Below are 21954 nucleotides of genomic sequence, written 5' to 3'. Positions count from 1 at the left end.
ACTGTCTTGCTTGTGCGATGAGCCAGCGAAATATTAAGAGCCTATTGAAAAATTTTTTCTTGCGGACCTCAGCTCAGGGACACACGGGTCCAGAACCCCAGGAAATGCTCGACCCGCAGCGGCAACACATCAGCCATTGCAGCCAGCGCCTGTTCACTTTGATCGAGGCTGAACACGCCGGAGATTTTCAGTCGCGCAGCTTTGGGGCTGAGGGTCAACACGCCTCGGTGATAAGGTCGCAACGCCTCGATGACCGTTGCCAGCGTCTGGTCGTGAGACTCCAGCATGCCCTGCGACCACGCTGAAGCACTGTTCGCGGACCTGCCGATCGGCTCGATACCTCTGCCGGTCAGCCGTACACCCTGCCCCTCTGCCAACGTCGCACCCGAGCCGTTGATGTGCGTTACCCGCAGGCTTTTCTTCAACGCCCAGATACGGGACTCCTCCGGCAAGAGCATCATCATGCAGCGTCCTTCGGCCATGCTCGCAGTACCTAGGCGAGAACACAGCCGCAGGGCATCCCGCTCGCTGGCCCGAACGTCGGCAATCACACCGCCATCAAGCAATTCAACATCACGCTTATGTGCCCCGAAACGCAGGTTCACTGCACTTTGCGCGTTGAGCAGCAGAGACGAACCGTCTGGCAGAGCGATGCGTTCACGCTGGGCGGTGCCGGTACTCAAATCTGAGCGCAGTCCCGCCAGCCCCCTCCCCGGGCCGGTCAGACAATAACTGCCAGCTGCCAACCCGCATAGCCCCAACGCCCCTCGCAGAAAGGCACGACGACGAACCAGTCGGTCCTTGGCCAACATTCGGCCCGACACACCGTCAACGCTGGCAAACGCTGCCTGCAACCGAAGCTGCAACTGTTGCCAGGCCTCCTGATGGTGTCGGTCGGCCGCAAGCCACTGCTCGAAAGACAGTTGCTGCTGCGCATCGAAAAACCCGGAACGCTGATAGGCCATCCAGGCAATGGCTTCATCCACAGCAGCAGGCAGTACAGCAGTCATAGCCGCGCTTCGAAACAGGCACGCAGCCCCTGGACCACGTACTGATGAACACGCGGCACGGACACGCCCAGCTCGCGGCCGATTTCAAGGTAAGTCATGCCATCGAGCTGGCTGTACAAAAACGCCGCCCGGGCCCGGGACGACAGTCCCTCAAGCATACGATCAATCTCGACCAGGGCTTCGACCGCGAGCGCTTGTTGCTCTGCTGACGGGGCAAACTGCTCAGGCTCGCCGGCCAACGTCTCCAGATAGGCACGCTCCAGATCGCGGCGGCGCCAACTGGCGTACACCAAGCGCTTGGCAATGGTCGTTAACAGTGCCCTAGGCTCGCGAATCGAATGTGGATCATCCAGTGCTACCACGTGAGCAAAGGTTTCCGACGCCATGTCTGCGGCATCGCTGGGGCAACCCAATCGCGCCCGCAACCGGTCGAACAACCACCCATGGTGATCGCCGAACAGCTGATGGAGCAGGCTTTGGCGGGCGGTCAACTTGACGCTGGCGACACTGGAATTGACTGCCATCGAGAGCATCACTAATGGAAATGGTTCTCAATTCTGTCAAACCCAATCTGCTCTCGCAATAAAAGTCATTGGCAGGACAGAAAAAGACCGCCCAGATTGGCGGCGATACCGAGATTCGCTATCGCTTGACGATAATTTCAGACACCACAACAGGAGTTGGTCGTTCCACGCCTTGGACTCTGCCATGAACGCCCGCTAGAAGGCGTACCAAGTGCTAGAGCGGCGAAAGCCTTATCACCAGCAGAATCACCAGTTGGGTGTTTATATCCTCCATGTTGACGCTCTACTTGTAAAATCATGCCAAAAGGCAGCTTGACATAAACGATGGGCACCTCTGGTTGAGCCGGTCTGCATCTTGCGTAATTAATTTGCCTGAGCAACGCCTGGGGTGCCGCCGCCTTCGCCACGTTTAAGCATCCGGCGATAGGAGGACGGAACCATATCGACTAGCAGAAAATTTTAATCGTGCCATGCACAAGCCTCATACATCGGTTTGATCACGCGCTACCCCACGCGCTCTTGCGTCTTTTCCTGTGTTCTTAGAGGGCTTACATGCTGTCAATAAAGTGCGATCGCTTATTATGTCATTGCGTTTACTTGCCGGGCTGATCGTGTCGCCTGTTAAGAGAAGAGAGAGAGGGGAGGCATACCCTAGTGCCGAAATACCCCTTGCGTGTCGATCGCCTTGATGGCTAGAGTTGGGCACCGAAAACCGCAGGTAACGCAATGGAACTGCTTGATATTTACCTCCCTCATTACCATTTTCGTGAGCGTCACGCCCTCGATATTCGCGCTACCGCTGCCCAAGTAATGGGGGCTGTCGAAAGCTACGATAGTACCGAGGATCGACTCGTTAGGGCGATGACCGCGTTGCGCGAGATGCCGCAGCGGTTAATTTGGAGGCTAGGTAATGCTCCCGCTAGCAATCGTCCGCCATTCAGTCTTGAAAACTTTACCAACCTTGGAACCATTCCTGATAAAGCTCTCGCATTAGGTCTGGCGGGGCGCTTTTGGAAGCTAGACTACGGCCAAGAAATCGTCCCGGATGCTGAAAGTTTTAAGCATTTCGAACAGCCTGGCGCGGCGCGTCTAGTGCTCGGATTCAGCGCCAATGAACTTGGTGACGGTCTCACCCGCCTTGTTACGGAAACACGCGTGCAGTGCCTTGATGCCGTTGCCCTGCGCCAATTTCGCCCGTATTGGTACCTGATACGCCCCTTCAGCGGGCTGATTCGTAGACGTGTGCTTAAAGCCATCAAACGGGAAGTGTGCAGGATTCATCGCTAAAATTCACCGCAACTTCGGAGGTATAGGTAACCGGCACTTCGAAGAACTTATAGCTGCCTTCATCCACTTATAAGATGTCGATGTTATCGCCGGCCGGTACGGTGCGCGGCTAACTCTTTTTCCTTAGTCGCGATGCTTGAGGCCCACTGAAAGCCGACAGTTGCGGGACTCAATACTCCCCTGCCTGAAAGGCCAGCACGCCCGATCTTTCATGCTGGGAGTTTGCCCGACGATCGTCAGCTTGACCTTCTGCGGAGACTCAGCCCGAGGAGGGATAGAGGGGCTGTGATGAAAGGTGACGATGTTGTGAGCGCCCGTGGGAACAAAGTTCTGGTTATTGAAGCTGGTTTGCCGAGGCCCGGGGTTAGGACCCGTGTCCAACGATGTTGGACTCGAGCGTATGACAGAGCCCCTGTCCACTTCTGCGTTCAACACCTGAGCTTTGGATTCCATCGACGCGACTCCTCGGTGGGGCTCCGATCGGGTTGACCACAGCAAAGCGCTGACTCCAATAACACTGCCTATTGCTAGGCACGCGACAAGACTTTGCACGCAGGGCCTGTGGCCTCTTCGGGTAATTCGTTCCGGGGCATCACTGAGTTCTGCTTTCATCCATGACCTATCTATGATCTCTTTTTGCACATCGGCAACATTCTGGAAGCGATCTTCCCGTTGAACTCTCGGACGCGAAAGACGCGCCCTGCTACTGCCAAAGACATGTGGTGCACAGCAGACTTTTCTCTAACTTTCTGCCTGAACTTCCAACTTGGCGCACAGCGCTTTTAGCATGACGTTGTTTTCAACCACTAAATCGATTTTCTCAACCTCACGTAAGCTTGTCGCCAAACGTGCGATCATTTCTGCGTTGAGGCTGCGGTTATTCACCACCGCGCAGTGTTCCAGCCGTTCGCGCAACTCTGTCGGCAGTCGGAATGGATACGGGGCAGATTGCTTTTTCGTACTCATCGACTTTTCCTACTAACTTTCAAAAAAAGCCGCTACCCAGCCTTTTGCACCGTTGTATTCATCACCGCCTTCGGCAATGAAAATGTGATCTGTTTCATTCACAGCGTATACGCCTGGACTCTCATCGCTCGCGTCACGCAAGGAATCCTTCCAGCCGTACACTGCGCCTTGCCAGATCAGCACGACGCCGCCACGATGATCCTGGTTAGCATTTCGCCATTTTCTGGCAGTTGCACGAAGCGTTTCACTAAGATTGGTCACGGCTGATTTTCCTGGACGATCTGAGGTCCGATGATGCCCTGTTACTACTGACAAAGCCCGCACGGGGAGGACTTGTGGTGGATGCAGCGACATGTCCGTTATTTGTGTTGGTGGTGGACTGGGTGAATTGTCGCCGTGGTTACCATCAGCCATCAAGCCCTCAGGCGCGATAGCCGCTTTTCCTGCTCGATCACGGTACGATCACGGTATTCCTCTACGGCCACAGCCCCACTCGTGACGGGAATTGGGCGTTGCTCAATTTTTCTTACCTACACAGCTGCATCGCAATGGCATCGAACTCACGGTCAAAGCTAACTTTCTCTGCCGCGCTCAAGAAACCCTGCTGCTCGACGAACCGATTAGTTTCATGCCGGACGTTCTCTACACGCTTCACCATGCGCTGTGCTTCAACCTCGGTAATACCACGGCCTTTTTTCTTGAGGTACTGATATCGGCACTTAGAACATTCGCTCTTACTGAGATATGTGCTTGTCCTGGATCGCTGATCTGCCCGCCAGTCTCGCCGGCTGTTTCTTGTTGGTTTTAGATGTCACAGCTTGGAAGATTGAGGCTTTGCTGTGCAGCTGTAGCGGTCAGGCTAAAAACAAACAACGAAGTGAAGAAAATATGTTTCATGACTCATTCCCTTTGATCGGATGTCAATCACGCGTGCATGGCACACCACGACCTAGACGATGCTGCCCGGCAATTGATTAAGGCGAATCTGCTGCATGGGCTCGGCTAGGATATTTTCCAGAACCGGCATAGCGTTTGTCAGGGTCGGGGCCTTCATGTGCGCTTGCAGTGCCGCTTCATCGTCCCAGCTTTCGTAGGAAACAAAGCGGGTGGGGTCTTCGAGATCCGTCAACAGCGCATAGGCCTGGCACCCAGGCTCGTGCTGGAATTGCGGCAGGGCGGATTGCAGCAGGTTTTTCAATTGCGCTTCCTTGCCTGGCTTGGCTTTCATGATCGCGACGACGTTAAGAGGTGAAGTCATGTGGGGAGTCCTGGGAATGCCGGCGCCGGAATGGAGCCGTCAGCGCATGAGACATGCCACGTAAGGTATTCATTCAGAAAAAACAGCGAGGCTACTGTTACTGCGCCGCCACCCTTTTTCATTTTCGTGGAGTCGCTGTAATCCAAGGACTCCTTTCGCCTTGGATTACATCGGCCAGCCAGCGGAAAGGCACGCTGGTCACCACCCCCAGCTCCCAAAATCCCGCTAGAGTTATTTCTAACTACAGCATTTCAGTTGAGTCGATGGACGCGCTAATTACGCCCACCAAAGACACTTGCACCGTGGAAGCGAAGATCATGTCGGTATTGCCCAGGTCCTGGGTCCAGTCGCCGGTGAGGGCGATTTCGAACCGATGGCCTTGAGCGTCCGCTTCCACATCCTTCAGGTAGGTGCGGTCCAGATCGTGGTTATAGACCATCTTCAGCGTCGTCCCTGTGCCGTCTCCGAAACCCGTGTAGCCCAATGCCGACACGTCGATTTTGTCGTTGTTGTTGGCGAACCGGTCAATCAGGTCCACGAAGCTCTGGGTGTCGGTGCGGTAGCTGTCAGTGGCCGAGGTGTAGCGGAACACGTCAGCGTCATTGATGCCGTTACGGCCGTACACCGAAAGGTTCGGATCGTCGCCGCCGCTCAGATGGTCGGCACCCGCGCCCCCGATGATCACATCCGAGCCTCTGCCGCCGTCGATACGGTCGTTGCCAGCCAAGCCGTAAATGACTTCCGACATCGCGGTCCCTGTGATCACGTCCTTGGCAGCCGTTCCTTCGACGGTGGGGGCCGTGAACACCAGGTTGGTGCTGTTCAACTGCCCCGTCAGGTTGCCTTCGAGCGCCAGTTCAAAGCGCTGCCCGTCGGCGTTGGCATCGAAACTTTTCAGGTAAGTGCGGGTGCCGTCAGCGTTGGCCTGGATGGCCAGCGTGCCATTGTGGCCGTCGCCAATGCCGGTGAAGCCCAACGCAATCAGATCTACACGGTCTTGGGAGGCGTCGAAGTCCAGAATCCGGTCGCTGCCGGTTTCCGTAGCGGTACGGTAGCTGTCGCTGATCTGAGTGAAGCGGAAAATGTCTGCGCCCGTCCCGCCTGTCAGCACGTCACGGCCACCCGCGCCTTGCAGCACGTCGTCACCGCCCAGGCCGTGGATGATCTCGGCCGTGTCGTTGCCAATCAGGTGATTGGCCTCACTGGAGCCATCCACATGGTATTGGCCGTCCTGGCTGCCAAAGGTGGTGTCCAGGCTGCCATCGGCGTTCAATCGGGTGATCACGTCGCCGGCGATCAGGATTTTGCCATCGGGCTGAACGACTACCGAGTGGGCATAGTTCTTATCGCCGTGAGGCACCTGGACGGTGAGCTTGCCATCACCGCTAAAGGAGGTATCGAAGGAGCCGTCCGCATTCAGCCGCAGTACGTTGAAGGCGGTATTGTCATTGCTCTCGCCGGCAATGATGATCTTGCCATCGGCTTGCACGGTCATCGCAGCGCGGTAGTCCAGCCCCAGCGCGGTATCGAAGTACACCACGCCGTCCACGCCAAACGCGGTATCCAGGTTGCCGTCGGCTGCTAGTCGCTGAACGGCGTAAACCGGATCGCCCGGGTCGTGGGGACCGTCGGAGCCCACGTACAGCCAACTGCCGAGCAATACGCTGCCGTCTGGCTGCACAACTGTGGCGATATTGCCGGTGCCGTAATGCCCGGTCGGGTTGAGGACAAGTGCGCCGTCGGTACCGAAATCCTCCGCCGGAGCCCCGCTGCTGTCCAGCTTGAACACCACTGCTTGGGCGGTGCCGCGAAGGCTGACATACACCGAGCCATCCGCCGTCGCGTACATCACCAGGCCGTCGTAGTTGAAGGGCGGGACCATTGCTGCGGCGCCGTCGTGGCCGAAGGTGGTGTCCAGGGTGCCGTCTACATTGAAGCGTTCGACCTTCAAACCGCCAAGCCCCGGCTGCGCGGCGAGCACTTTGCCGTCAGCCTGCACCGCCATGACGTAGTCAGCATAGGCTTCCGGATCCAGGTTGCCGGGCACGAGGGCAATTCCGTCCTGGCTGAAACTGCTGTCCAGACTGCCGTCACTATTGAGGCGCACCGCCGTGAAGCTGCCGCGTGTGCCATAGCTTTCATCGCCCGGCGAGCCGGGGTAACCAATGGCGGTCTGGAAGCTTTCGCCACCGACGATAATCTTGCCGTCAGGCTGAAGAATGACGCTCCAGGTTTGATCGCCCCCCGTGGAGGGGTCGACCTGCACGGTGCCCGGACCGCTTCGTACGGTGTAATCGATGGTGGGCTTGCTGTCTGTTGAAGCCATGACATTGTCCTTTTGGCATGGAACCCGATGGATTGGGAAAAAGCTTGGACGGGTCCGTTGAATCTGACCTTGGTAGGATCTATTAATGCGAACTTTTTAGGCTCTGGCTCACCACACCAACTGCACCCCGCGGCAGAAATTCTCGGAAAATTGGGATCCCCGTCCTTCTGCAGCTGCTTTCTCGTGAGTCAGTTGTGGCCTTCCACAGAAGGCCCCCAGACTTCACGCAAAGTCCGGGGGACTATTTAACGGATATCCCGTTATGCGACGCCTTAGGTTGAAGTCGCTTGAGAACACTCCGACTGCCGTGACTGGTGTCACGGGACCGCGTTTAGAATCCTACGACGAGTTCTGGGCAAAGCAGAGGATCATGGGGCGCAGTGGCAGCAGAGGCGCTACAAGGGCCAGGGCACGCGAAGAGCCCCCTCAGTGACCAATAGATCGTCGGGTTTTGGGGCTTGAAAAAGGCCGGCTTTGCCGAGTACCGGCGCAGGTGTTGATAGCCTTGCTGTCAATTGAGAGGCGCCTAATCCCCTTTGGGCGAAAAAAAGCCGCCCCAACCGAAGCTAGGGCGGCTTTTCCCTCAGTTCAATCCTTTACAACAGATCGTTCCAATGGGCTCGCAAAAACTCATAGAGGTGATAAGCCCCTAATCCGTTTCTAACGAGGTCCCACATACGCTTAAATTTCTTATACATACTTTGGCCTCCTACAGTGAGGCCAATCCTCCGGTGGGCTTGTCCGGCTTACCACCCACCTTCGGGAATACATTGCGAATGCATCTACTGAGGCGGCCGGGGGTGAACCCTTCACAGCACCGGCCCGGATCTCACCCCGTTTGAAGAGTATGAAACCGTTATTTCCCAGGCCAGACCTCGTGGACGACTCACTTTGCAGGGAACCCGTCGACTGGCATGGTACTCGATTTTTAATAGCTCGCAGCGCTGTAACACGAAAATTTACTGCAGCCGCAGCCCCGCCTGCTGAAGATGCGAAACCGGGGGTTTAAGCACGCCAGAGGCGTTGTGCCCCTTGGGCTTCCCCCCCTGCCAGCCCCCGGCTTAAAACCGCTACCCTTTACCTAAAACCCAGGTTACCCCCGGGCTACTACAAGGGAATGCAATGACATAGTTGTTATCAACGTCAACCAGCAGTAAGATGTACCCATTGCGAATGCATCCACTGAGGATGTGCAGGAATCGGCCTCACCGAAGCCTGCGACAGAAAAACCGCCATCTCGGGCGGTTTTTTTGTGCATGCCGTTTAATTCCGCGCAAAGAAATCCCGCCTGAGCGGGGCCCGTATACGCCCGTCCTGGGCAAGGGGTTAGTAATCGTCGCTGGGTGGCTAGGCTTCCGGTCCCTTACAGCGGGCTCGCCAGGCCATAAACGCCAAAAATTCTAAGGTCAAGCATAAGGTATTGAGACCTAAGCGACAGCTCACCCTCGAGCAGTGTCGAGAATATGGTGGAATGCACCCCATGGATGTTTGCTTTCCTGATCGCTGACAGCGCATGCGTCGGCATGACAGAAGGCTTCTTCGCAATCTTCCAACGCTTGGCTTTCCATGCAGCTGGTGCACACCGCCCGACCGGAGACGGTCATCCATCGGGCGTTCCATTTTTCAATACTCCATTCGATCTCCATGATCCTATTCCTTGGCCTGCATTTGTCAGAGCCGACAGTACCTCCAGTGGAACCGGATTGATACGCTCGAAAACATACCCTTGGATGAAGACAATCCAGGGTATCCGTCCGGCCAAGTCATCTACCGGACTCCGCAAAGCCAAGACATGGTGTGCACTTAATTTTAAGTGGGCACCAGTTCTAGCCTTTTAAGCGGGTATTTTATGCAGCCGACACGCCGTTCCTACTCCAAATCCTTCAAAGTCCAAGTCATTCAAGAGTGCGCCCAGCCTGGTGCCTCGATTGCCAGCGTCGCGCTGAGCCATAGCCTCAACGCAAACCTCGTCCACAAATGGATTCGGGTGCAAGCGCAGAAAAGCACAGCGCTGCAACCTGCATTTATTCCGATGCCCATGCCGCCGACCGGAGCAAATTCGCAAGCTGCACCATCGAATTTTTGCGTTGAGATCCAGCACCCGCGTGGCACCGTCAGAGTGAACTGGCCCACTGAGCATGACTTCGCTACCCAATCTCGATCACCTGCCCCCTGAACAACTGCGCGCCTTGGCGGCGCAGTTGATGCGGCGTGTCGAGACGCTCAACCACCAGGTCGAAACGATGGGTAAAACCGTTGAGACGATGAGCAAGAAGATCAACCGTGATCAAACAGTCATTGAGAAACTGACTCACGAGATCGCTCAGCTCAAGCGTTTGAAGTTTGCCAAGCGCAGCGAGCAGATGAATCCTGAGCAGGCCAGTTTGCTCGATGACTTGATCGACACCGATATCGCCGCGATTGAAGCCGAGCTTCAAGCCTTGCAAACAGTACCAGCGGCGACCAAGAAAAAGCAGAAGCCCAAGCGCACTGCACTACCGGCTGAGTTTCCGCGCACACTGATCCATCACGAACCGGACAACACTCACTGCCCGTGCGGTTGCGCCCTCAAGCGCATCGGCGAGGACGTCAGCGAGAAGCTGGATTACACGCCCGGCGTGTTTACAGTTGAACGCCATGTGCGTGGTAAATGGGTCTGCGATGACTGCCAAACCCTCATTCAGGCACCCGTTCCGGCGCAGGTTATTGATAAGGGCATCCCGACTGCGGGCCTACTTGCCCACGTCATGATCGCCAAGTTTGCCGACCATCTGCCGCTTTACCGTCAGGAATCGATCTTCGGTAGAGCGGGCCTTGCGATTCCACGCTCAACCTTGGCTCAATGGGTGGGCATGACGGGCGTACAGTTGCAGCCTCTGGTCGATGCGTTGTGCGACGTAGTGCTTGGGCAGCAGGTTATCCACGCCGATGAAACACCGGTGCAGATGCTCATGCCGGGAACAAAGAAAACTCACCGTTCCTATGTTTGGGCCTACGCCACCAGCCAGTTCTCGGATGTGGCAGCGGTGGTTTACGACTTCAGCCCTAGCCGCGCCGGAGAGCATGCGCGCAACTTCCTGCAAGACTGGAGGGGCAAGTTGGTCTGTGATGATTTTGGCGGCTACAAAGCCAGCTTCGAACTTGGCGTTACCGAAATCGGGTGCATGGCCCATGCACGGCGTAAGTTCTTCGAACTGCACGCTACGAATAAAAGCACGCTTGCTGAGCAAGCCCTGCGCTATATCCAGTTGTTGTACGAAATCGAAAGTGAAGTCCGCGATCTGGAGCCGGATTTACGGCGCCGAATACGGCAAGAAAAAGCTGTCCCGGTGATGGACATGCTGCATGCTTGGATGCTCGCCCAGCGCGATCTCGTGCCCGAAGGCTCGGCCATCAGCAGAGTACTCGATTACAGCCTGAAACGCTGGGCAGCGCTGTCGCGCTACCTTGATGACGGGGCCGTACCCATAGACAACAATTGGGCCGAAAACCAAATCAGGCCATGGGCGCTTGGACGCAAGAACTGGCTCTTCGCAGGGTCGTTGCGCAGCGGGAGACGGGCGGCGGCGATCATGAGCTTGATCCAATCTGCGACTGAATGGGCATGATCCGTACGCCTATCTGAAAGACGTTCTCACGCGCCTACCGACGCAGCGGGCGAGTGAGATTATGGAGCTGCTACCGCATGAGTGGGCGCCCGTTTAACTGCGCAAGGCAGGTTCACCGGACACGAATATTGTTTGCTTGGGACAACATTCACAAGGAGTCCACTGGATAGGGTTTCAAAACGGCAACGCAGCTGCGCTTACTTATCCCCGGATCTAAATTTAGACATCAGTGCTGGATAATCCTGCGGATCCGGGAATGCTTCATAACTGACCGAAGCTCCGGTCGTCACCCAAGGTAATTTCTCTCTCGTCCAGGTTTCCATGAACGGCAGGTACTGCTGCGGGTTTTCCAACAGGCTACTTCGCACACCTACGTACTCGTCGACTCCGGCGGGCCGGGTGAATAGCCAAGTTAGACAGTGTGCGCAGAAATAGTGGCGAGTCGAGCCATGTAGACCACCGATAACAGTTTCGCCTTGGGTCACTGCGAAGCCTGCCGCAGGAAAAAGTGCCGTCAGAGAAAATGCGCTAGCGGACATTTTTTGACATCCGACGCAATGACAAGCAGTAGTCATGACAGGTGGGCAATCGGTCTCAAAAGTGACGTGTCCGCAACGGCAGGTTCCCGAAAATATCATGAATTTTATCTCGTGGTGCGCGGATGGGCGCTGGATGGCCAAAGTAGGGTTAGGGAAAGCATGCGCGAGTCTGGGTATGATTGAAACTAATCAAACTTACCTAGCAGCTCACAGGAAATGTATGAATACACCGCAGCTTCATTGGGAAACTCAGCGCGTTTTCCTGGCAGTCCTGAGAACCGGCAGCCTTTCCGCCGCTGCAAGAGCACTGGGCGTGGCGCAAGCCACTGCACGACGCCGTATAGACGAACTGGAGCGAAGCGTCGGGATGAGCCTGTTTGTACGCTCGCCAAAGGGGTTGATGCCCACTGACACTGCGAGAGAGCTGGTTGGCCATGCCGAGTCCATGGCCTTGGCCGCCGAGGCATTCACCCGTGCCGCTTCCGCCGAAGCCAGCGTGCCAGGGGGCACCGTGCGCGTAACAAGCAGTCGTTTAATGAGTGTTGAAGTACTGCCTCTTCTATTGCGAGATGTTCGTAATGCGCATCCGGAGTTGAGGCTGGAACTGAGCGTCTGCAATCGCCAAGAGGATCTAGCGCTGCAAGAGGCCGATGTCGCGGTGCGTATTCATCGCCCCACCGAGTCTGCGGTGGTGACCCGCCATGTCGGGGATCTTCGGTTAGGGCTGTACGCAACCGAAGAGCTGGTAGCGCTGAATGGCACTCCTCGCTATGAAAGCGAATTAGACAAGTATCCGCTGATTGGCCCGGATCGCAACCTGACGGAGGTAGCATTCTTGGAGCAACAGGGCTATTTGTGCACGGCGGAACGCGCGGTCATTCGTACTGACGATCATCTGGCCCAATTTGCAGCGCTGAGGGCGGGACTGGGAATTGGGATGTGCTCTAGCCAGTTAGCGAGTCGGCATGGGCTGGTGCGAGTGCTACCGAAACTGGTCGATTTTAAAGTAGGTGTATGGATTGCAATGCACCACGACCTCCGGCGAGTAAGACGTATCGCATTGGTGTTCGATGTCTTGGCGCAATCGCTGTCGCGGTTTCTGAAAGCCTCCGAATAGCCGCTATAGTTAGACACTGCCCGTCGAAAATCATAGGTTCTGGCCAAATACTGCTTCTCGACGATTCGTATCATGCTTTATCTATCGGCTCTAAATGTCGTAGGTGACTTCGCCAGACGCTTACTCTATATCCAGGTTGCCGGTGGAGCAAATGCCGCTGCAACTGACTTACTATGAAAAGGCCCTCGAACTGTCGGAAAGTCAGGGGGCCTATTTAACGGATATCCCGTTACACGCAGTCAAGACGCAGCAAGATGCCGAAGGGCTGAGCGACGCTTTGGATCGATAGCGGTCGGCCGTGGATCACTGCTTTCGACCCGCAGCCGTCTGTGACGATGCTTGAGGCCGATTGAGGCGTGGCATTTCGCGATTCGATACTTCCCTGTCTATAAGCCCAGCACGCACATTCTTTCATGCTCGGCGACTGCCGGACGATCGTCAACTTGGGTTTCTTTGGAGCCTCTGGCCTTGGCGAAAGATCGGAGCTAACTCGAAAAGCGACCACATTGTCAGCGCCTCTAGGAATGAAGTTCCGATCGTTGATCGGTCAATTTTCCATACTAGATTAAACGCTAATTTCAGGTCTTGAAGCGCGCTACCATCTGATTCAAGTTCACCGCTAACTGCGAAAGCTCATTGCTGGCGGCCAGGGTTTGCTGCGTGCCTTCGCTGCTCTGCAGCGCCAAGTTGCGAATGCTCACGAGCGCGCGGTCTACTTCGCGAGCTACATGAGCCTGCTCTTCCGCGGCAGTGGCGATCTGCTGATTGCGGTCATTGATCAGTTGCACCGAGTCGGCGATGACTTTCAGTGACATCCCGGCTTCGTCGGCAGTGCGCTGCGTGTTGTGTGCCTCGATGGTGCTGCTGCTCATCGAATCCACAACCAGTGACGTGCCTGCTTGGATACTTGAAATCATCTGTTCGATTTCCAGAGTTGAGGTTTGTGTGCGATGAGCCAGTGCCCGAACCTCATCAGCCACCACGGCGAAGCCTCGGCCTTGCTCACCAGCGCGGGCCGCTTCGATCGCGGCGTTCAAGGCCAGCAGGTTGGTCTGTTCTGCAATGGCACGGATCACGCTCAGCACCTTGCTGATGTCCTGCGCTTGACCAGCGAGGCCCTGTACCTGTTCAGAGGTCATTTCCACGCGGTCCGTTAGGCTGCGCATGGCATGTAGGGTTTCGCCGACTTTCTGGTTACCGGTGGCGGCAGCGCGTGTGGAGTCCTTGGCCGCTTCGGAGGTGGAGTTAGCGTTAAGCGCGACCTCATCGACGGCGGCGCTCATCTGGTTTACCGCCGTGGCGGCCTGCTCGATCTCACTGTTCTGCTGCTGCAGGGTGAGGCTGGCGCTCTCGGTGATGGAAGTCATCTCTACTGCGGCGGAACTGAGCTGTGCGGAAGCATCGGAGATCTGCTCTATGGTGCTTCGCAGGTTGCCTTGCATGGTGTTTAGCGCGCGCATCAACCGCGCAGATTCGTCATTACCCTTAACCTCCAGGATAAGACGCAGGTCGCCGTCGGCGATTTCCTCGGCCATTTTCAGCGAGGCGCTCATAGGCTGGACAATGCTGCGAGTCAGCAGGGTGGCGAGCACCAGCGTCAGCACCAGCGCGGCGAGTACCACACTATCGACGATGGTGATGCTGTGGGCATACACCTCAGTGGCGGTCACGCCTGCTGCTGCAGCGCCGTCGGTATTGTGCTGGCGCAACTCATTGAGTTTGACCTGGTACGCTGCGGCACGGTCGCGTTGTTCAGTGTTGGCGAATGTCACGGCCTGCTCATGCTGGGTAGCGTGAAGATCGACGACGCGTTGCAGTCCATCAAGATAGGTCTTCATCAGCGCCGCTGCGGCCTCGAATTTGGCCCCTTCTTCTGGGTCGGAAATGAGGTTATTGCGGTAGAAGTCGGTGCGCTCGTTGAGCATGCGCTTAGCGTCTTCCAGGTGCTGCACGGCGGTCGCTTGCTCTTGGGGATTCGAAGTCGCCAGAAGACGGATGCTCTCTAGGCGCGCGCCGAGCAGGGCGATCTGGATGTCGTCGGCGGTCTGCACGCTGATCAGCCAGTTCTTTTCGATGTCCTGCTCGGTGCCACGCAGCTTCCCTAGCTGCACGTATGCGAAGCCGCCGAGGGCAATGACCAGCAGCGTGATTAAACCGAAACACAAGGCGGCACGGGGCGCAATATTTAAAGAACGTAGGTTCACGGTGCAACTCCGAAGGGCAAACGCAGAAACTTTCTGCGTTCTGTACGGAAGCCATCGGCAATGAAAAACATAAATTTAGAACAAGGGTCAATTACAGCGGTATCAGTGCGGCCAGGTAGCAAGCAATATCGTCGAACCGTCATCGTTGTATCCGAATGTACATCAACAAGATCAAGGTTGTGCATCAGCGTCAGGGGGTGGGCCAGGGATTGCTCTGGCACCTTTGGCAGATCCATCGACTGCCGATCGTGCCACTGTACGAGTACGAGCTGTCATGCGGCTTCTGGGATAAAGCGCGTCTGCGATTCGACGCTGTAGGTGCCCAACTGCTCGATCAGCTGGCAAGCCTTCCCGATACGAATTAAGAGGCGTTACGTTGACGGCATCTAGTACCGAAATCTGACAAAACCCAAGGTCTTTGGGGGGCCGCTATCGACCCAAAGCGGCCATTGGCATCGAATGTCAAACACCTAAAGGCTACCGCGTAACGATGTGTATTGACCCGTTTCTTATCGCCGCTTCGTCGATACCGGCCCATTGCCCGCAACGAAACGGCGTTAATAGCGTTACACCACACGTGCTGTGGACCAACCGCAGATAAGGAACAGGTATGACCCAAATTTCCGGCATCAAGGAAGTCACCAGCTATACGGATTTACAGGTCACAAGTGCCAGTAGCCAGGTCAGCAAGAACGCGATCGAACTCATCGTGCAGGGTACTCCTGGCAATGACTACATACGTGGTGGGCTGGCCAATGAACTGCTAATGGGTGGGGGCGGCAACGACCAACTAGTCAGCGGGGGGGGCAACGATGTGATGGTCTCCAGTGCCGGATACGACGGTATGGACGGCGGCGCCGGTAATGATGTATTCCGCTTCGACCGCCTCGGCGACAGCTATATCAAGGACGGAGGCGAGTATACCGACACCATCAACTATTTCGATCCCGCCCACGATATCCTCGACGTGTCGGCTCTGGGCTATAGCCATTTAGGCAATGGTTATGGCGATACCTTGCACATCCGTAGCGAGCCTCTGCGCGGCATTTACATTTTGGAAAGCTACGAGCGAGACGGTAATGGCAAACATTTTGCCGTGCAGTTTCTGGCCAATAGCGGCCTTATTACCGATGCCAACTTCCAGCCGCTGATCAACGGCACTTCGCACAACGATCTGCTCGAAGGCACACACGCCAGCGAATCCCTGAAGGCCGGCACTGGCCGCGATACCGTCGAAGCAGGTGCGGGCAATGACCGGCTATTCGGCGGCGCCGGCGGCGATACCCTGAGCGGCGGAGCAGGTGCCGACAATTTCGTGTATACCCGGCTCAGCGACAGCTACCGTAATGATGCCAGTGGTAGCTACAGCAGCCGCGACCTAATCACCGACTTCAGTGGCAGCGGCCATGACATGATCGACGTGTCAGCGTTGAGCTTCACCGGGCTGGGCAACGGCTACAATGGTACGCTGAAGGTGGTCCTCAACTTGGCCGGCGATACCACCGCGCTTAAATCGCTGGAGCCCGATGCCAACGGCAACCGCTTCGAAGTTCTGCTCAGCGGGAACCACGTCAGTGAGCTCAATGCCAGCACCGTGCTGTTCGCCCCGCCCAGTGACGCGACCACCGTGACCACCCCGCAGCCGATCACACCCGTGAATCTGGCCGGCGACGACAAGGCGAACATCCTGTATGGCTACTGGGGAAACGACACGCTGGCCGGCGGCGCCGGAAACGACACGCTGGAGGGTAACGCCGGCGACGATGTGCTGACCGGTGGGTTAGGCGCGGACAAGCTCACTGGCGGTACAGGCAACGACCGGTTCGTGTTCGCGAGCAGCGCCGACAGCTATGCCGGTAGCAGCGACCTGATCACTGACTTCATCTGGGGCCAGGACAAGCTCGACGTCGCCGCGCTCGGCGTGACCGGTTTGGGAGACGGCCGTGACGGTACCTTGCGCATGACCTACGATGAAAACACTGATCGTACCTACCTGCGCAGCAGCGAAGCGGGGGCCGATGGGCACGCTTTCCAGGTCACGCTAGCCGGATTCGACTACACGCAGTTGATCACCAATGCCGATTTGGTGGTTGCTGATAAGGCAGAGGTGGTCCTCATTGGCCACGCCACTATTGACATTGACCACGTGGGCTAACGCTGCCTGAGCAACTGAGCTATCAGCACGCAACTTTAGCTTACGCAACCGCTACGGTGTGCGTGCTGAACGGCAGCTGTGGGGCGAAAGCGGTCACCCATGACCGACCGCTATCGACCGTAAGCAGCCACCAGCCGGGGCTGCTGCACGATATCAAGCCAAGGATGATCGTAGGTGCATCAGTATCCTTGTGCATTTGCTACGCAGTTTGCCCCTTGCCAATATCACCACGGCGCGAATCTACGATTGCCGGTAGAACCGACGCAGGAATGACCGGATTACCGACTCTAAAAGGCTAACTACTAATAGAGGAAAACAGTGGTGCCAGCACCTGCTGATGTAAGCAGTTTCCAAAAAGTCCTGTTTATGATTCGCCCAAAGCCAGCCGCTCAGCTATACATTAGAAGAGAAACAGTGCCATCACCGGCACACCTACTGGAGGCTCAATATGGCTAGCAATGAAAAAACCAGCAGAGGCGTAGCGTCAAAAGCAGGTAAGCAATTGAAGGACGATAAATCTTCTGCTGCAGAAAAATCAGTCGCTGGTTCGGCACTGACTCAAACCCCAGACAAAAAGAAAAAGTAGACATTTGCTACTGAACGCGTCTGACCCCAGCATTTTCCCATGTCCGAGTAATCGCTGTAATCCAAGGAGACTTGAGCCCTGGATTACAGCGGCCAGCAAGAGGAGCGACACCTTGGGTACCCCTCCCCGGCCTCCCACAATCCCGCAAGAGTGATTGCCAGCTTCGGCCTTGTCATCGTTGTCGGCGAACCGGGCAATCAGATCCACAAAGCTCTGGCTCTCCGGTAGCTGTCAGTCGCCGCCGTGTAGCGGAACACGTCAGCGTCGTTGGTGCCATTGCGGCGATAGACCGAGAGATTGGGGTCGCCGCCGGCGATCAACAGGTGAGCACCTGTGCCTCCGATGATCAGATCCGAGCCTATGCCGCCGTCGATATGGTCCTTGCCGGCCAAGCCGTAAATGACTTCCGACGTAGCGGTCCCTATGATCACGTCCCTGCCGGCCGTTCCTTCGACGGTGGGGGCCGTGAACACCAGGTTGGGGCTGTTCAACTGCCCCGTCAGGTAGCCTTCGAGCGCCAGTTCATCGCACCTCCTGTTTGGGCCTCATGATGAGGCTTGGAGGTGTCTATGAAACCGGAGGCGACTCATACGGTAGCTACGATCTTACCCAGCTGTAAGCCAAGGTGCTGACTGCTACGGTTTGACATCGCAGCAGCCAGAGGGCTGGTTAGAATGCTGCCTTCAGGCGAGCGCCGGCATAGGCCTGTGCTTCCTGAGCCTTTTCCACCACCGCAGCGGTGCCGAAAAACTCGTGGGTCACGCCGTCATACAGCTTGCGCTCCACGCTTACGCCCTGGTTTCGCAACGCCTGCTCCAGTTGCGCACCGTCATCACGCAGCGGGTCGATCTCGGCATTGATCAGAGTCACTGGCGGCAGACCGTGAAGGTTGGCGTGCACAAGATCCAGACGTGGATCCTTCAGATCGGCAGAGCTTTTGGTCACATTGGCCACGAACCAAAGCATCATGGGGCGATTGAGTGGCTTGGCGTCAGCGTACTTCAAGTACGACTCGGTGTTGGTCGTGGTCTGCCCCACTGGGTACACAGCAATCACACTCTTAGGCGAGGTCAGGCCCTGATCGCGTGCTGCCACAGCAGTGGCGAGCGCCAGATTGCCGCCGGCGCTTTCGCCGGCCAACGCTAGGCGTTTAGGGTCTCCGCCAATGCTAGCAGCGTTGGTAGTGAGCCAGCGGTAGGCAGCAACAGCGTCTAGATGCGCTGCCGGGAATTTATATTCAGGCGCGCGACGGTAGTCCACTGACACCACGATAGCATTGGCCTGCTTGGCCAGGCCGCGGGCGCCACCGTCATACACGGTGCGGTCCGCGATCACCCAACCGCCGCCGTGGAAATACAGCACTACCGGGAATGGTCCGTTACCAGCAGGGGTATAGACGGTTGCTGGCAAGTTCCCTGCAGCACCGGCTACCGTGATCTCATGGGTTGCCACGCCCGGGACCAGTGCTGTGGGGCTGCTGTCACGCTTCTGGTCGGCCAGTACCCGCTTTACGCCATCAGCCACAGTAGGCTGTTTACGGGCCTCCTCCGGCGTGGTTTTTTCAATAGCTTTAGGATCGAACGCCGCTTGGGCGTTAAGCACTTTCTGCATGTCGCTGTCAGTGCGGAACATGCTTTTGGTCGAGCTGACAGCTAATTCCGACAAGGTAGGTTTTTCCGGATCGCGAGCGCAACCGGCCAAGGTTGCCAAGCTGACGGCAGTTACGGTAGCAACCAATGCACAACGTATTGGGTGGGACGAACGCATGGTGAATCCTCGATGGGTGCAGCTATCTCGACGAATGTGGTGGCAGGCGCTGCACAAGCCGCTCCTACGCTTTGTCCGAGGAAAACACGTAGTGTTCAAAGCAAGCAGCAGTCATCCGGATCAGCGGCAGGAAGCTGAATCCAACACTGCGCGAGTCGGGCGATATTAGCTGTACATCTTTATTACGGGCTGCGCTGCGAAGAAGCGTCTAGGACCATTCAAGTTAATGGGTAGTTGGTTTCCGGTTTTGTAAGAGCAAGTCCAGTCAGTTGCCCGAAACTATATGAAGATGACAGTAAGGGTCCAGGGTTTGGGTGGGCGGCAACGTGTTACATGAAAATGTATTGGGTTGAGGACGTCCAAGATAATAGCCTTGAGCGTGGTCATAGCCTATATCACGCAGTAATTCGAGATCCTGGGCGGTCTCAACGCCTTCAGCCAGCACCTTGAGACTAAAAGCATGCCCTAATTTCAAAAGAGCCATCAACACCTGCTCGCGCTGGGATTTTTCTTCGATTCTCAATACCTGACGGTCAACCTTCAAAGAATGGAATGGAAGCTTCAGGAGATAAGCCAGGTTGGCATGACCTTGACCGAAGTCATCCAGAGCCAGTCGCACGCCCAAGTTGCTGAGGCCTGAAACTGTTTTCAATAGTTGATCATCTATGCGCAAAGGCACTCCTTCGGTTATTTCCAATATGAGGCGATGCCCTGCAAGACCCTGCTTGAGTAATGCACCCGCCACTTTCATTGGAAAATCAGGGTTGGCAAGCTGTATAGGTGAAAGGTTTACCGATATGCTCACAGCGTCGTGCCACCGGCTGGCGTGCTCACAGGCTTTATCCAGAACCCAGTCACCTACAGCATGAATCAATCCGCTACGCTCTGCCATTGCGATGAATAGATCAGGCGGAACATTTCCGAGCTTGGGATGCTGCCAGCGAATAAGGCTTTCGTATCCAGTGAGCTGATAAGGTTCGAGCTGATACAGCGGTTGGAAGTACAAACAGAATTGGTCTGTTGCTAAAGCCTCTCGGATATCCTCCGGGGTCAGAAGCGATTCATCGTTCTGTGAAAATATAAATCCCGTGTCCTCCAAACGGTTACGGCCACCTCTTTTAGCTCGATACAGCGCTTTGTCAGCCTGATCCAGGAGTGAGGAGCTGTCGGTTAGCTCGATACTCGCACTGTGCGCTAATCCGATGCTGACAGTGATAATGGAGATGCCGTCTGTACGTCCGAGGTGGGCGATGTTTAGTTCACGTATGGTCTGCAGTACATGGTGAGCGATCCTACGGGCCTCATCATGAGAGGTATCTGGCAAAACGGCAATAAACTCTTCTCCGCCGAATCGTGCTACGGTACAGGGCGATATGAAGCAACTGCCTAGAGCAGTGGCAACAACTCTCAGGCACTCATCGCCAAGGAGATGTCCATAATGATCGTTATAGCGTTTAAAATGGTCTATATCGATCAATAATACTGCACCCTCGGACTGTCGATTCAAATGGTTTGTCGTAATTGCGTCCAGTTGCGGTTGTATGTGCCTACGGTTAGCCAGTCCTGTCAGCGAGTCGGTCTCTGAAAGACGTTGCAAGTCACTGTTGGCATCGGTGAGACTAGACGCTCTGGTTTCCTCACGGAGCCAATAAAGATAACGTCGTCTGGCTTCGGCGTTGGACCAGTAGTTACCAAGCAATGAGAAAAAAGATGAAGAGCCTATAGCGGTCATTATCAGGCCCCCGGCACTCAGGGAAATCGGGGCTTTATGCACCCCCCAAGCCGTGATGATCAAGCAAAATATGTTATAGACTAAGGCCACATTGAAAGGGCTTTTCATGCACGTATTAACATACATAAGCATCAGCGGCCAGCAGAACATAAACAGTGACTGCTCGCCCGAAGCAGGCTGTTCACCATTTACCACTACGTTGTAGGCAACTATAAATCCTGTGTATGACGGCAACATGGAGGCGTACTCTCTCCAGCGCTCAGATAATTTCTTTAGAAGCAACACCCCCATTAGAGTGCTAGGTACACATGTTCCGACCATCTGCAAAATTGCTGATACCAGTTCCTTTGGATTTATGACAGCTGTCCATAGTGAAAAACTACTGAATGTGAATCCTCCCAAGATCAAGCATAAGATCAGGTGGCGCCGGCGGGTAGCATGGATATCGCTCTGATAACGTAGTTCCAATTGATCGGAGAAGCGTACAGCGCTGGGTTTTTTCTCGAGTTCTCGGTCAATCTGGCTAGCGTCTAACATAGGGATTCCACAGCTTGCACTAGTGAAGCCTTGGTGATGGCTATAAGCCACCATTCTACCTTGCCGCGAACGTTGAGCCACCAGAATCTGCCCAGCGGTGATTTCTCGAGGTTTGCTGGTGGAAGCTAACCCTCTAGACGATTTCGTGGATCAGCTTGTCGTCTAGGTGTGGACATTCGCGAAAATGCGACGGTTACTTGAGCACCTCGGTGGAGTTGCTGTTGCCCTCGGTCTGTTGGGCCCATTAGCCTGATCCAACAAAGGGGATCCTTACGACGGCTGATCTCCATCTATCGTACAACCCTCGCGCTGCATCTCTCTACTTGCACAAACGCCTT

General features: G+C 55.9%; 19 protein-coding genes and 1 pseudogene. 8 read left to right on the top strand and 12 right to left on the bottom strand.

The window, feature by feature from the left end; genetic code table 11:
• Window positions 1-68: 68 nt before the first annotated feature.
• Together QWI20_RS12095 and QWI20_RS12090 are read right to left on the bottom strand one after the other, a co-directional pair.
• Window positions 69-1010, bottom strand: a complete 942-nt coding sequence (locus tag QWI20_RS12095; protein ID WP_032703268.1) for a FecR domain-containing protein — start codon at window positions 1008-1010, stop codon at window positions 69-71.
• Window positions 1007-1534 carry a sigma-70 family RNA polymerase sigma factor gene (locus QWI20_RS12090; protein ID WP_369305675.1) on the bottom strand — a complete coding sequence of 176 codons (528 nt, stop codon included), beginning with the start codon at window positions 1532-1534 and terminating at the stop codon, window positions 1007-1009. Before QWI20_RS12090 ends, QWI20_RS12095 begins: the two co-directional genes overlap by 4 nt.
• A 726-nt stretch (window positions 1535-2260) precedes the next feature.
• Here QWI20_RS12090 and QWI20_RS12085 point away from each other — a divergent pair.
• Window positions 2261-2821: a hypothetical protein gene (locus QWI20_RS12085; RefSeq protein WP_192173822.1), complete on the top strand. Its 561-nt coding sequence runs from the start codon at window positions 2261-2263 to the stop codon at window positions 2819-2821.
• Between the two features lie 741 nt (window positions 2822-3562).
• Here QWI20_RS12085 and QWI20_RS12080 read toward each other — a convergent pair.
• The 5 genes from QWI20_RS12080 to QWI20_RS12060 all read right to left on the bottom strand — a co-directional run bounded on the left by QWI20_RS12080 (window position 3563) and on the right by QWI20_RS12060 (window position 9017).
• The gene (locus QWI20_RS12080) at window positions 3563-3787 is read right to left on the bottom strand and encodes an Arc family DNA-binding protein (RefSeq protein ID WP_369305674.1); all 225 of its coding nucleotides are present in this window, start codon (window positions 3785-3787) and stop codon (window positions 3563-3565) included.
• A 12-nt stretch (window positions 3788-3799) separates the two neighbouring features.
• Window positions 3800-4048: a hypothetical protein gene (locus tag QWI20_RS12075; RefSeq protein WP_369305673.1), complete on the bottom strand. Its 249-nt coding sequence runs from the start codon at window positions 4046-4048 to the stop codon at window positions 3800-3802.
• 688 nt (window positions 4049-4736) lie between these two features.
• Entirely contained in the window at window positions 4737-5045 is a 309-nt protein-coding gene (locus QWI20_RS12070) for a putative quinol monooxygenase (protein WP_369305672.1), read from the bottom strand.
• A 241-nt stretch (window positions 5046-5286) separates the two neighbouring features.
• Window positions 5287-7371, bottom strand: coding sequence for a calcium-binding protein (locus QWI20_RS12065; RefSeq protein WP_369305671.1), 2085 nt, complete (start codon window positions 7369-7371; stop codon window positions 5287-5289).
• A 1439-nt stretch (window positions 7372-8810) separates the two neighbouring features.
• Window positions 8811-9017, bottom strand: a complete 207-nt coding sequence (locus QWI20_RS12060) for a hypothetical protein (RefSeq protein WP_369305670.1) — start codon at window positions 9015-9017, stop codon at window positions 8811-8813.
• A 203-nt stretch (window positions 9018-9220) separates the two neighbouring features.
• On the opposite strand from QWI20_RS12060, the gene QWI20_RS12055 reads away from it, so the two are divergent.
• Both QWI20_RS12055 and QWI20_RS12050 read left to right on the top strand, forming a co-directional pair.
• The gene (locus tag QWI20_RS12055) at window positions 9221-9547 is read left to right on the top strand and encodes a transposase (RefSeq protein ID WP_369305669.1); all 327 of its coding nucleotides are present in this window, start codon (window positions 9221-9223) and stop codon (window positions 9545-9547) included.
• Window positions 9510-11076, top strand: a pseudogene (locus QWI20_RS12050) (IS66 family transposase). Before QWI20_RS12055 ends, QWI20_RS12050 begins: the two are co-directional and overlap by 38 nt.
• Before the next feature lie 100 nt (window positions 11077-11176).
• Here QWI20_RS12050 and QWI20_RS12045 read toward each other — a convergent pair.
• Window positions 11177-11617 (bottom strand): GFA family protein, encoded by a 441-nt coding sequence (locus QWI20_RS12045; RefSeq protein WP_369305668.1) that lies wholly within the window; start codon window positions 11615-11617, stop codon window positions 11177-11179.
• Between the two features lie 121 nt (window positions 11618-11738).
• Here QWI20_RS12045 and QWI20_RS12040 point away from each other — a divergent pair, with 121 nt between their 5' ends.
• Both QWI20_RS12040 and QWI20_RS12035 read left to right on the top strand, forming a co-directional pair.
• Window positions 11739-12635 (top strand): LysR family transcriptional regulator, encoded by an 897-nt coding sequence (locus QWI20_RS12040; RefSeq protein ID WP_369305667.1) that lies wholly within the window; start codon window positions 11739-11741, stop codon window positions 12633-12635.
• Between the two features lie 151 nt (window positions 12636-12786).
• Window positions 12787-12924 (top strand): hypothetical protein, encoded by a 138-nt coding sequence (locus QWI20_RS12035; RefSeq protein ID WP_369305666.1) that lies wholly within the window; start codon window positions 12787-12789, stop codon window positions 12922-12924.
• A gap of 289 nt (window positions 12925-13213) precedes the next feature.
• Here the strand turns inward: QWI20_RS12035 and QWI20_RS12030 are convergent, their stop codons facing one another.
• Entirely contained in the window at window positions 13214-14839 is a 1626-nt protein-coding gene (locus tag QWI20_RS12030; protein ID WP_369305665.1) for a methyl-accepting chemotaxis protein, read from the bottom strand.
• A 155-nt stretch (window positions 14840-14994) separates the two neighbouring features.
• Here QWI20_RS12030 and QWI20_RS12025 point away from each other — a divergent pair, with 155 nt between their 5' ends.
• The 3 genes from QWI20_RS12025 (at window position 14995) to QWI20_RS12015 (ending at window position 17580) form a co-directional block, all read left to right on the top strand.
• A complete protein-coding gene (locus QWI20_RS12025; RefSeq protein ID WP_192133378.1) occupies window positions 14995-15204 on the top strand; it encodes a hypothetical protein in 210 nt (69 codons plus the stop codon).
• 245 nt (window positions 15205-15449) lie between these two features.
• Entirely contained in the window at window positions 15450-16994 is a 1545-nt protein-coding gene (locus QWI20_RS12020) for a M10 family metallopeptidase C-terminal domain-containing protein (protein WP_369305664.1), read from the top strand.
• A 448-nt stretch (window positions 16995-17442) separates the two neighbouring features.
• Window positions 17443-17580, top strand: coding sequence for a hypothetical protein (locus QWI20_RS12015; protein WP_369305663.1), 138 nt, complete (start codon window positions 17443-17445; stop codon window positions 17578-17580).
• Between the two features lie 197 nt (window positions 17581-17777).
• Here QWI20_RS12015 and QWI20_RS12010 read toward each other — a convergent pair whose 3' ends face one another.
• The 3 genes from QWI20_RS12010 to QWI20_RS12000 form a co-directional block, all read right to left on the bottom strand.
• The gene (locus QWI20_RS12010) at window positions 17778-18071 is read right to left on the bottom strand and encodes a hypothetical protein (protein ID WP_244656991.1); all 294 of its coding nucleotides are present in this window, start codon (window positions 18069-18071) and stop codon (window positions 17778-17780) included.
• 178 nt (window positions 18072-18249) lie between these two features.
• Entirely contained in the window at window positions 18250-19245 is a 996-nt protein-coding gene (locus tag QWI20_RS12005; RefSeq protein WP_369305662.1) for an alpha/beta hydrolase, read from the bottom strand.
• A 367-nt stretch (window positions 19246-19612) separates the two neighbouring features.
• Complete coding sequence (locus QWI20_RS12000; RefSeq protein ID WP_369305661.1) at window positions 19613-21616, bottom strand: putative bifunctional diguanylate cyclase/phosphodiesterase; 2004 nt, start codon at window positions 21614-21616, stop codon at window positions 19613-19615.
• Window positions 21617-21954 lie beyond the last annotated feature (338 nt).

It is taken from the genome of Pseudomonas sp. W2-17 (genome assembly GCF_041060445.1).
In the GTDB taxonomy this organism is placed as follows: Bacteria; Pseudomonadota; Gammaproteobacteria; order Pseudomonadales; family Pseudomonadaceae; genus Aquipseudomonas.
The sequence above is the reverse complement of the archived record's forward strand: the minus strand, read 5'-3'. Positions and strand labels throughout refer to the sequence as shown.

What these genes read in the sequence shown, in the direction of transcription:
- QWI20_RS12055 (WP_369305669.1), top strand. Translation starts at nt 9,221, where the DNA reads ATGCAGCCGACACGCCGTTCCTACTCCAAATCCTTCAAAGTCCAAGTC.
- QWI20_RS12045 (WP_369305668.1), bottom strand. Translation starts at nt 11,617, where the DNA reads ATGATATTTTCGGGAACCTGCCGTTGCGGACACGTCACTTTTGAGACC.
- QWI20_RS12090 (WP_369305675.1), bottom strand. Translation starts at nt 1,534, where the DNA reads ATGGCAGTCAATTCCAGTGTCGCCAGCGTCAAGTTGACCGCCCGCCAA.
- QWI20_RS12060 (WP_369305670.1), bottom strand. Translation starts at nt 9,017, where the DNA reads ATGGAGATCGAATGGAGTATTGAAAAATGGAACGCCCGATGGATGACC.
- QWI20_RS12000 (WP_369305661.1), bottom strand. Translation starts at nt 21,616, where the DNA reads ATGTTAGACGCTAGCCAGATTGACCGAGAACTCGAGAAAAAACCCAGC.
- QWI20_RS12080 (WP_369305674.1), bottom strand. Translation starts at nt 3,787, where the DNA reads ATGAGTACGAAAAAGCAATCTGCCCCGTATCCATTCCGACTGCCGACA.
- QWI20_RS12020 (WP_369305664.1), top strand. Translation starts at nt 15,450, where the DNA reads ATGACCCAAATTTCCGGCATCAAGGAAGTCACCAGCTATACGGATTTA.
- QWI20_RS12015 (WP_369305663.1), top strand. Translation starts at nt 17,443, where the DNA reads ATGGCTAGCAATGAAAAAACCAGCAGAGGCGTAGCGTCAAAAGCAGGT.
- QWI20_RS12070 (WP_369305672.1), bottom strand. Translation starts at nt 5,045, where the DNA reads ATGACTTCACCTCTTAACGTCGTCGCGATCATGAAAGCCAAGCCAGGC.
- QWI20_RS12065 (WP_369305671.1), bottom strand. Translation starts at nt 7,371, where the DNA reads ATGGCTTCAACAGACAGCAAGCCCACCATCGATTACACCGTACGAAGC.
- QWI20_RS12025 (WP_192133378.1), top strand. Translation starts at nt 14,995, where the DNA reads ATGTACATCAACAAGATCAAGGTTGTGCATCAGCGTCAGGGGGTGGGC.
- QWI20_RS12095 (WP_032703268.1), bottom strand. Translation starts at nt 1,010, where the DNA reads ATGACTGCTGTACTGCCTGCTGCTGTGGATGAAGCCATTGCCTGGATG.
- QWI20_RS12085 (WP_192173822.1), top strand. Translation starts at nt 2,261, where the DNA reads ATGGAACTGCTTGATATTTACCTCCCTCATTACCATTTTCGTGAGCGT.
- QWI20_RS12035 (WP_369305666.1), top strand. Translation starts at nt 12,787, where the DNA reads ATGCCGCTGCAACTGACTTACTATGAAAAGGCCCTCGAACTGTCGGAA.
- QWI20_RS12040 (WP_369305667.1), top strand. Translation starts at nt 11,739, where the DNA reads ATGAATACACCGCAGCTTCATTGGGAAACTCAGCGCGTTTTCCTGGCA.